The 8,187-nt window shown below is 74.6% G+C and carries 7 protein-coding genes; 1 reads left to right on the plus strand and 6 read right to left on the minus strand.

Annotation, left to right across the window (positions count from 1 at the left end):
• Nucleotides 1-56: 56 nt before the first annotated feature.
• Both F2B26_RS12805 and F2B26_RS12810 read right to left on the minus strand, forming a co-directional pair.
• Nucleotides 57-1,793, minus strand: coding sequence for a phospho-sugar mutase (locus F2B26_RS12805; protein WP_159809971.1), 1,737 nt, complete (start codon nt 1,791-1,793; stop codon nt 57-59).
• A gap of 61 nt (nt 1,794-1,854) precedes the next feature.
• Nucleotides 1,855-2,685, minus strand: coding sequence for a purine-nucleoside phosphorylase (locus F2B26_RS12810; protein WP_159809973.1), 831 nt, complete (start codon nt 2,683-2,685; stop codon nt 1,855-1,857).
• Here F2B26_RS12810 and F2B26_RS12815 point away from each other — a divergent pair.
• A complete protein-coding gene (locus F2B26_RS12815; RefSeq protein ID WP_159809976.1) occupies nt 2,684-4,141 on the plus strand; it encodes an NAD(P)H-quinone dehydrogenase in 1,458 nt (485 codons plus the stop codon). The two genes, F2B26_RS12810 and F2B26_RS12815, sit on opposite strands and share 2 nt — an antisense overlap.
• 24 nt (nt 4,142-4,165) lie before the next feature.
• On the opposite strand, the gene efeB is transcribed toward F2B26_RS12815, so the two are convergent.
• From efeB to F2B26_RS12835, 4 genes are all read right to left on the minus strand, one after another.
• Nucleotides 4,166-5,542 (minus strand): iron uptake transporter deferrochelatase/peroxidase subunit, encoded by a 1,377-nt coding sequence (efeB, locus tag F2B26_RS12820; protein ID WP_159809978.1) that lies wholly within the window; start codon nt 5,540-5,542, stop codon nt 4,166-4,168.
• Nucleotides 5,539-6,735 carry an iron uptake system protein EfeO gene (gene efeO / locus F2B26_RS12825; protein ID WP_159809980.1) on the minus strand — a complete coding sequence of 399 codons (1,197 nt, stop codon included), beginning with the start codon at nt 6,733-6,735 and terminating at the stop codon, nt 5,539-5,541. Before efeO ends, efeB begins: the two co-directional genes overlap by 4 nt.
• 41 nt (nt 6,736-6,776) lie before the next feature.
• Nucleotides 6,777-7,622: an iron uptake transporter permease EfeU gene (efeU, locus tag F2B26_RS12830; protein WP_159809982.1), complete on the minus strand. Its 846-nt coding sequence runs from the start codon at nt 7,620-7,622 to the stop codon at nt 6,777-6,779.
• Between the two features lie 199 nt (nt 7,623-7,821).
• A partial coding sequence (locus tag F2B26_RS12835) for an NUDIX domain-containing protein (RefSeq protein ID WP_159809984.1) occupies nt 7,822-8,187 on the minus strand: 366 nt, incomplete at its 5' end.

An 8,187-nucleotide genomic window follows, 5' to 3' on the forward strand; every position in this document is an offset into this window, starting at 1 on the left:
GGCGCGTGGCCCGGAGGTTCGGGCCACGCGCCGCGTGCGTCAGCGGACCGGGCTGGTCAGTGCGCGCCGTCCAGGCCGAGCGCGGTGCGGATGTCGGCCGCGACGGCGTCGAGCCGGGTGCGGGCGGCCTGCCGGGCTGCGGTGACCTCGTCGCGTGAGGCGTCGCCGTCGAGCGGGACGACGACCTCGAGGTAGCACTTGATCTTCGGCTCCGTGCCGGACGGCCGGACGACGACGCGGGTGTCGTCCGCCGCGAGCAGCCGGATGCCGTCGGTGGGCGGCAGACCACCCCGGTCCGCCTCGGTGCCTGCGGCCAGGTCGACCACCGTCGTCACGGGGCTGCCGGCCAGGTGGGTCGGCGGTGCGCTGCGCAGGGCGTCGACCAGCCCCGGGATGAGGCTCACATCGGCGAACCGGGCCGAGACCTGGTCTGTCAGGTGCAGCCCGTGCGCGCGGGCCAGGTCGTCGAGCCCGTCGACGAGGGTGCGCCCGGCGGCCTTGGCCCCGGCGGCCAACGAGGCCGCGCGGACGGCGGCGCTGATGCCGTCCTTGTCGCGCACATGCGTCGGGTCGGTGCAGTAGCCGAGCGCCTCCTCGTACCCGAACACGAGGTCCGGCGTGCGGGCGATCCACTTGAAGCCGGTGAGGGTCGTGGCGAAGCCCAGCCCGGCCGCGGCGGCGATCTTGGACAGCAGCCGCGAGGAGACGATCGAGCAGGCCAGGGCGGCACCGGCCGGCTGGGGCCGGGCGGCGGCCGCGGCACCCAGCAGGGCGCCGGTCTCGTCGCCGTGCAGCCGGCGCCAGCCGCCGGTGCGGGGGTCGTGCACCGCGAGAGCGCAGCGGTCGGCGTCGGGGTCGAGTGCGATCACGAGGTCCGCCTGCACGCGCCTGGCCAGGTCGAACGCCAGGTCGAGGGCGCCCGGCTCCTCCGGGTTCGGGAAGGCGACCGTGGGGAAGTCCGGGTCCGGGTCGGCCTGCTCGGCGACCAGGTGCAGGTCGGTGAAGCCGGCCGCCGTGAGCACGCGGGAGGCCACCTGGGCGCCGACGCCGTGCATCGCGGTGAGCACGATGCGCAGCGCGCCGGGTGCGGTCGCGACGTCGGCCGGTGCCGCCGCGGCCTCGTACGCCTCGAGCACCTGCGGGCCCAGCACCGTCCAGCCGGCGTCGGCCCGGGGCACCGAGGCGACCGTGGTGACCCGGGCGATCTCGTGGGCGATGGCGGCGTCGTACGGCGGCACGATCTGGGCGCCCTGGCCCCAGTCCTCGACGACGCGTCCACCCAGGTAGACCTTGTAGCCGTTGTCGGCCGCCGGGTTGTGCGAGGCCGTCACCATGATCCCGGCGTCGGCCTCCAGGTGGCGCACCGCGAACGCGAGCACCGGGGTGGGCAGCGGGGAGGGCAGCAGCAGCGCCTCGATCCCGACGGCGGTGAGCACCGCGGCCGAGTCGAGGGCGAACGCGTGCGACCCGTGCCGGGCGTCGTACCCGATGACCACCCGCGGCGGCCGGGGCAGCCCGTCGAGCTCGCCGTTGAGGTACGCCGCGAGCCCCGCCGCGGCGCGGATCACGACGGCGCGGTTCATCCGGTGCGGGCCGCCGCCCAGCGCACCGCGCAGCCCCGCGGTGCCGAACTGGAGCAGCCCGGTGAAGCGGTCGGCGAGGTCGGCCTCGGCCGGGCCGTCGCCGGCCAGGGCGGCGGTGAGCAGGTCGGTCAGCTCACGGGCTGTCGCAGGGTCGGGGTCGTCCGCGATCCAGGAGCGGACCTGAGTGGCGAGGGCGTCGTCGGCATGCACCGGACCAACCTAGCGGCGCACCGCCCCGCCACCCAGACGGCGGCGGGGCGGTGCGTCCCGGCTACAACCGGGCGATGATCTGGGCGAGCAGCGCGCTGATCCGCGGGCCGGCGGCGGCCCCGGCCTCGAGCACCTCGGCGTGCGACAACGGCTGGTCGCTCACCCCGGCGGCGGCGTTGGTGACCAGCGAGATGCCGAGCACCTCCAGCCCGGCCTGCCGGGCCGCGATCGCCTCGAGGGTCGTCGACATGCCGACCAGGTGCCCACCCATCCGACCGGCCATCGCGACCTCGGCCGGGGTCTCGTAGTGCGGCCCGCGGAACTGCACGTAGACGCCCTCGGGCAGCGTCGGGTCGACCTCGTGGGCCAGTCCGCGCAGCCGCGCGGAGTACAGGTCGGTGAGGTCGATGAACGTCGCACCCTCGAGCGGCGAGGTGGCCGTGAGGTTGATGTGGTCGCTGATGAGCACCGGGGTGCCGGGAGCCCACGCCGGGTCGAGCCCGCCGCAGCCGTTGGTGAGCACGAGCTGGCGGGCACCCGCCGCGGCCGCCGTGCGCACACCGTGCACCACCCGGCGCACCCCGAGCCCCTCGTACAGGTGGGTGCGCGAGCCCAGCACGAGGGCGTGCCGCGGCTGTGCGCCCGGCGCGCCCGTCAGCCGGATCGAGCGGATGGTGCCGACGTGGCCGACGACCGCGGGGCGGGTGAACCCGGGCACGTCGTGGCTCGGGATCTCCGCGACGGTCTCGCCGATGAGGTCGGCGGCCCCGCCCCAGCCGGAGCCGAGCACGAGGGCGACGTCGTGGCGGGCCACCCCGGTGGCGTCCGCGATCACCCGGGCGGCCTGCGCGGCGACGTCGAAGGGGTCTGTGGCGAGATCGTCAAGGTCCATGGGAGCCCAGGCTAGTGCGGGCTGGGAAGATGGCGGTGTGACGAGCAACGAGGTCGTGGGTCCACGTGTGGTCATCATCGGCGGCGGGCCGGGCGGGTACGAGGCCGCGCTCGTGGGGCGCCGGCTCGGGGCCCAGGTGACCCTCGTCGAGCGCACCGGGCTCGGCGGCTCGGCGGTGCTGTCCGACGTCGTGCCCAGCAAGTCGCTCATCGCGACGGCCGAGTGGATGACGATCGTCGACCGCGCACCTGACCTGGGCATCCGGCTGGTCGGCGGCACCGCGGGGGTGCGCCACCAGGTGGACCTCGGGGCGGTCAACACACGGGTCCAGGCGCTGGCCGCGGCGCAGTCGGCCGACATCGGCAGCCGGTTGCGACGGGAGGGCGTCCAGCTGATCGCCGGGACCGGGCAGCTCGCCGGACCGCACCAGGTGGTGGTGCGCCCCTCGCGCGGGGGTGCCGAGCAGGTGCTGGACGCCGACGTCGTGCTCGTGAGCACCGGGGCCACGCCGCGGGTGCTCGACACCGCCGTGCCCGACGGTGAGCGGATCCTCACGTGGACCCAGCTCTACGGGCTGAGCCGGCTGCCCGAACGGCTCATCGTCGTGGGGTCGGGCGTCACGGGCGCGGAGTTCGCCGGGGCGTACTCGGCGCTGGGGGCCGACGTCGTGCTCGTGTCCAGCCGCGACCAGGTGCTGCCCGGTCAGGACGCCGACGCCGCCGCGCTCATCGAGGAGGTCTTCACCGCCCGCGGGATGACCGTGATGTCCCGCTCCCGGGCGCAGGGTGCGCGGCGGACCGCCGACGGCGTCGTCGTCGAGCTGGCCGACGGGCGCACGGTGCGCGGGTCGCACGTGCTCATGGCCGTCGGCTCGCAGCCCACCACGAGCGGTCTGGGGCTGGCCGAGGCGGGGGTGCGGCTCACCGACTCCGGGCACGTGCAGGTCGACAAGGTGTCGCGCACCTCGGTGCCCGGGGTCTACGCCGCCGGTGACTGCACCGGGGTGTTCCCGCTGGCCTCGGTGGCCGCCCAGCAGGGCCGGATCGCGATGTCGCACGCCCTGGGCGACGCGGTGCACCCGCTCTCGCTCAAGGGGGTGGCGGCGAACATCTTCACCAACCCGGAGATCGCGACGGTCGGGCTCAGCGAGGTCGAGCTCAAGGCCCGGGGGCGCTCCTACTCCAAGAGCATGCTGCCGCTCACCCGCAACCCGCGGGCGAAGATGCTCGGCGTGCGCGACGGCTTCGTCAAGATCTTCACGCACACGACGAGCGGGGTGCTGCTCGGTGCCGTCGTCGTGGGGCCGCGCGCGTCGGAGGCGATCTACCCGCTCACGCTCGCCGTGACGCACGGGCTCACCGTCGACCACCTCGCCGAGGCCTCGACGGTGTACCCGTCGATGTCCGGCACGGTCGCCGAGGTGGCCCGCATGCTGCACCGGCGCGAGGACGACTGATCTCGCAGCCGGCACCCGGCGGGCTCAGGCGAAGAGCGCCTGGCCGACGAACGGCCCGTCCGCGGTGAGCGCGGGGGAGCCGTCGGACCCGGTGGGCAGGTCCGGGACCCCCGGCGGGACCGCCCACAGCCCCGAGCCGGTGTGCTGCAGGTACTCCGAGAGCAGGTCGTCGCGGGCCATCGCGGTCTGCATCGGGACGTAGTGCGTGCGCGGGTCGGTGACGAAGGCAATGAAGAACAGCCCGGCGTCGAGCCGCCCGAGCGAGTCGTTGCCGTCGGTGAAGTTGTAGCCGCGGCGCAGCATGTGCCGGCCGCCGTTCTGGTCGGGGTGGCCCAGCGTCATGTGCGCGTGCGGGTTCACCAGGGTGCTGCCGTCGTTGCCCTTCGCGGCGAAGTCCGGGGGAGTGAACTCGGTGCCGCCGGACAGCGGGGCGCCCTCGCGCTTGTCCCGCCCGATGACGCGCTCCTGCTCGCGCAGGGCCGAGCGGTCCCAGGTCTCGATGGTCATCCGGATGCGCCGGGCCACGAGGTACGAGCCGCCGGTGAGCCAGGACGAGTCGACCCCTGCGGTCGCATCGGCGCTCGCGGCGCTCGCCGGCACCCACACGTGCTGGTCGAGCAGGTCGGCGCTCTCGGCCTTGAGGTTGTCGGTGCCGTCCTTGAACCCGAAGAGGTTGCGCGGGGTCTTCTGCGCGGTGCTGGTCGAGGACGTGCGGCCGAAGCCGAGCTGGGCCCAGCGGATGACCGCGGTGCCGAACGCGGCCCGGGCCAGGTTGCGCACGGCGTGCACGGCCACCTGAGGGTCGTCGGCGCAGGCCTGGACGACGAGGTCGCCGCCGCTGCGCGCCGGGTCGAGGGCGTCCTTGGGGAAGTGCGGCAGGTCGGCGAGGCCGGCCGGCAGGCGCCCGGCGAGACCGAACCGGTCGGCACCGGCCTCGTCGACGAACAACGACCGCCCGAAACCGAACGTCACGGTGAGCCCGGCGGCGGGCAGGTCCATCGCCTCGCCGGTGTCGTCCGGCGGGGCGTCGTAGGGCCCGGAGACCGGACCGAACGGGCCGGCCGGCAGACCCTGGGTCATCCGGGCGGCCATCACCGTCCAGGTGCGCAGCAGTGCGATGACGTCGTCGCGCGAGGTGGTCGTGAGGTCGAAGGCGGCGAAGTAGAGCCGGTCCTGCGCGGCGGTGGCGATCCCGGCCTGGTGCTCACCCGTGAAGGGGTGCACGAGGCCCGGGCTCGCCGCCGAGGCCGGGTGGGCGGCCCGGCGCCCCTCGACGACCGCGGCCCCCGTCCCGGCGGCGGCGAGCCCGGCGAGCGCCCCGCCCCAGCCGAGCAGTGCACGTCGGCTGAGCCGGGGACCGCCGTCCTGCGGTGTCGTCGGCGTGGTGGGTCCCTCGCTCATGCCGAGGTGACCGTGGCGGTGAGCGTCGACAGCGGTTCGGCGAGCGCGTCCACGTCGGCGGCCAGCGCACGCACCTGGTCGGGGGTCAACGTGTCGTAGGTGACGAACCCGGACTCGATCGAGCCGTAGGCCGCCAGCTGGGTCGCCAGCGCCGCGAACCTGGTGTCGAGCGTGCTGGCGAGCTGCGGGTCCTTCTCCTTGACCACGTCGGCGAGCACCTCGTAGGCGACCTTGGCGCCGTCGACGTTCGCGGCGAAGTCCCACAGGTCGGTGTGCGACCAGGCCTCCTCCTCACCGGTGACCTTGCCGGTGGCGACCTCGTCGAGCAGCTCCTTGGCACCGTTGGAGATGGCGAAGGCCGCGACGGTGAAGCCGGGGGCGTTGACCCGGTCGAGCAGCTCCTGGGTGTGCGCCACCAGGTCGTTCGCGGCGGTGGTGCGCTGCTCGGCGGTGAGCGGGGTGTAGGCGACGCCGCCGTTGGCCGCCGGCGTGGGCTGCCACAGATCCTTCTCGATGAGGTGCCAGCCGGTCCACGTCTGCCCGGCCTCGAGGTCGGCCTCGCGCAGGTCGAGCAGCGGGTCGAGGTCGCCGAACGACTCGGCGACCGGCTCGACGCGCTCCCAGTGCACCCGGGTGCTGGCGTACAGCGAGCGCGCCGTCGTGTCGTCGCCTGCGGTGTACGCGGCGGCGAACGCCTTGGTCCCGGTGATGAGGCTGCCGACCTGGTCCTTGACGTAGGCGACGTAGGACGCCTCGGCCGCGGTGAGCTGGGCGGCGACGTCACCGGTCGGCCCGACGGGGGTGCCGGAGTCGGTCACGGTGAACGACGCCCGGATGCCGTCGCCGACCATGCCGGGCTTGCACGCGGTGAGGTAGCTGCCCGGTGCGACCTGCGCCACCAGGTCCCGGGACAGGCCCGGGCCGATGTTCTCCACCTCGGCGACGATGCGCAGCCCGTCGGCGGCCAGCAGGTAGAACTCGGTGGTCTGCGACCCGTCGTTGGTCACGGTGAAGGTGAGCGTGCCGGACGGTGCGCTGGTGGCCGACAGGGTGCACGCGTCCGCGGTGGAGCTCACGGTGAGCGCGCCGCCACCGGTCGCGCTGGACGACGCGGTCGGGGAGTTGGGCACGCAGGCGGTCAGTGCGAGGGCCAGGACGGGCACGGCGGGCGCGATGAGGCGGAGCCGGGGCATGGTTCTCCCAGGGAAGGTGCGGCAGGTGGGCGGTGGGGGTGTCAGGCGGCGGTCGCGACGGCGACCTTCGCGGGCCGGGCGGGGGTACGGCCCCAGGCCTCGCGGATGAACAGCGTCATGACGGGTACGACGTAGGCGACCCAGACGATGGCCTGCAGCCAGGTCGTCTCGGGGGAGAAGTTGACGGTGCCCTTGAGCAGCGCGCCGTACCAGGAGCCCGGCGGGACGGCGGCCGACACGTCGAAGGCGAGCGAGCTCAGCCCGGGCAGCACACCGGCCTCCTGCAGGTCGTGCACGCCGTAGGCGAGCACCCCGGCGGCGACGATGACGAGGAAGACGCCGGTCCAGGCGAAGAACCGCCGCAGGTCGACGCGCACGGCCCCGCGGTACAGCAGCCAGCCGAGCACGACGGCGCTGGCCAGGCCGAGCACGGCGCCGACCAGCGGTGCGACGGTGCGGCCCGTGGTCTGGGCGCCGGCCCACAGGAAGAGCGCGGTCTCCAGCCCCTCGCGGCCGACGGCGAGCAGGGCCATGACGAGCACGGCGCGACGGCCGGCGACGACGGCGTCGTCGAGCCGGTGCTGCAGATCGGTCTTGAGGTGGCGGGCGGTGCGCGCCATCCAGAAGATCATCCAGGTGATGAGCCCGACGGCGACGATCGACAGGGTGCCGCCGACGGCCTCCTGGGCCGCGAAGCTGAGCGTGGACGGGCCCCAGGTGAGCACCGCGCCGAAGGTGAGCGAGACCAGGACCGCCAGGCCGACACCGGTCCACAGCACGGGGAGCAGGTCCCGGCGCTGCGTGCGCACGAGGTAGGCGACGAGGATGCCCACGACGAGGGCGGCCTCGAGACCTTCGCGCAGTCCGATGAGATAGTTGGCCAGCATCACGGCTCCGGTCGATGGTGGGACGAGGGAGGAACAAGGAGAGGTTAGCCTAACCTTGCTTCTCCGGTGAACCCGGACCCTGTGACCTCGATCTCAGGCGGACGTCACCTCGTCCGCGGCGCGCGCACCCGCAGCGCTCCGGGTCAGGGGCTCGTCACCGGCCCGGTGGCCTGAGCCCGTGGGCCCTTGTCGGCCCGGCTCAGAGCGCTGCGAACCGGCCCCGCAACGTCGGCCACGCCACGGCGAAGGCCGGCAGCAGCGGCAGCCCGACGACCTCGTCCGCCGCCACCCAGCGGACCTGCAGGCTCTCGGCATCGGTGACCGACGGCTCGACCGGGTGACGCTCGACCGCCAGCACCGTCGTGTAGCTCCAGTCCGGGTGCACCAGCTCCCAGCTGCCGAGCACCTGCACCGCGGCCGGGTCCACGCCGGCCTCCTCGGAGGCCTCCCGCAGCGCCGCCTCGACTGCGCTCTCCTGCGGCTCGCGGGCCCCGCCCGGCACGCCCCACGTGCCGCCGTGGTGCGACCACGGTGCGCGGTGCTGCAGCACGACGGCCGAGGGGTC

The organism is Cellulomonas citrea, assembly GCF_009829685.1.
GTDB lineage: Bacteria > Actinomycetota > Actinomycetes > Actinomycetales > Cellulomonadaceae > Cellulomonas > Cellulomonas citrea.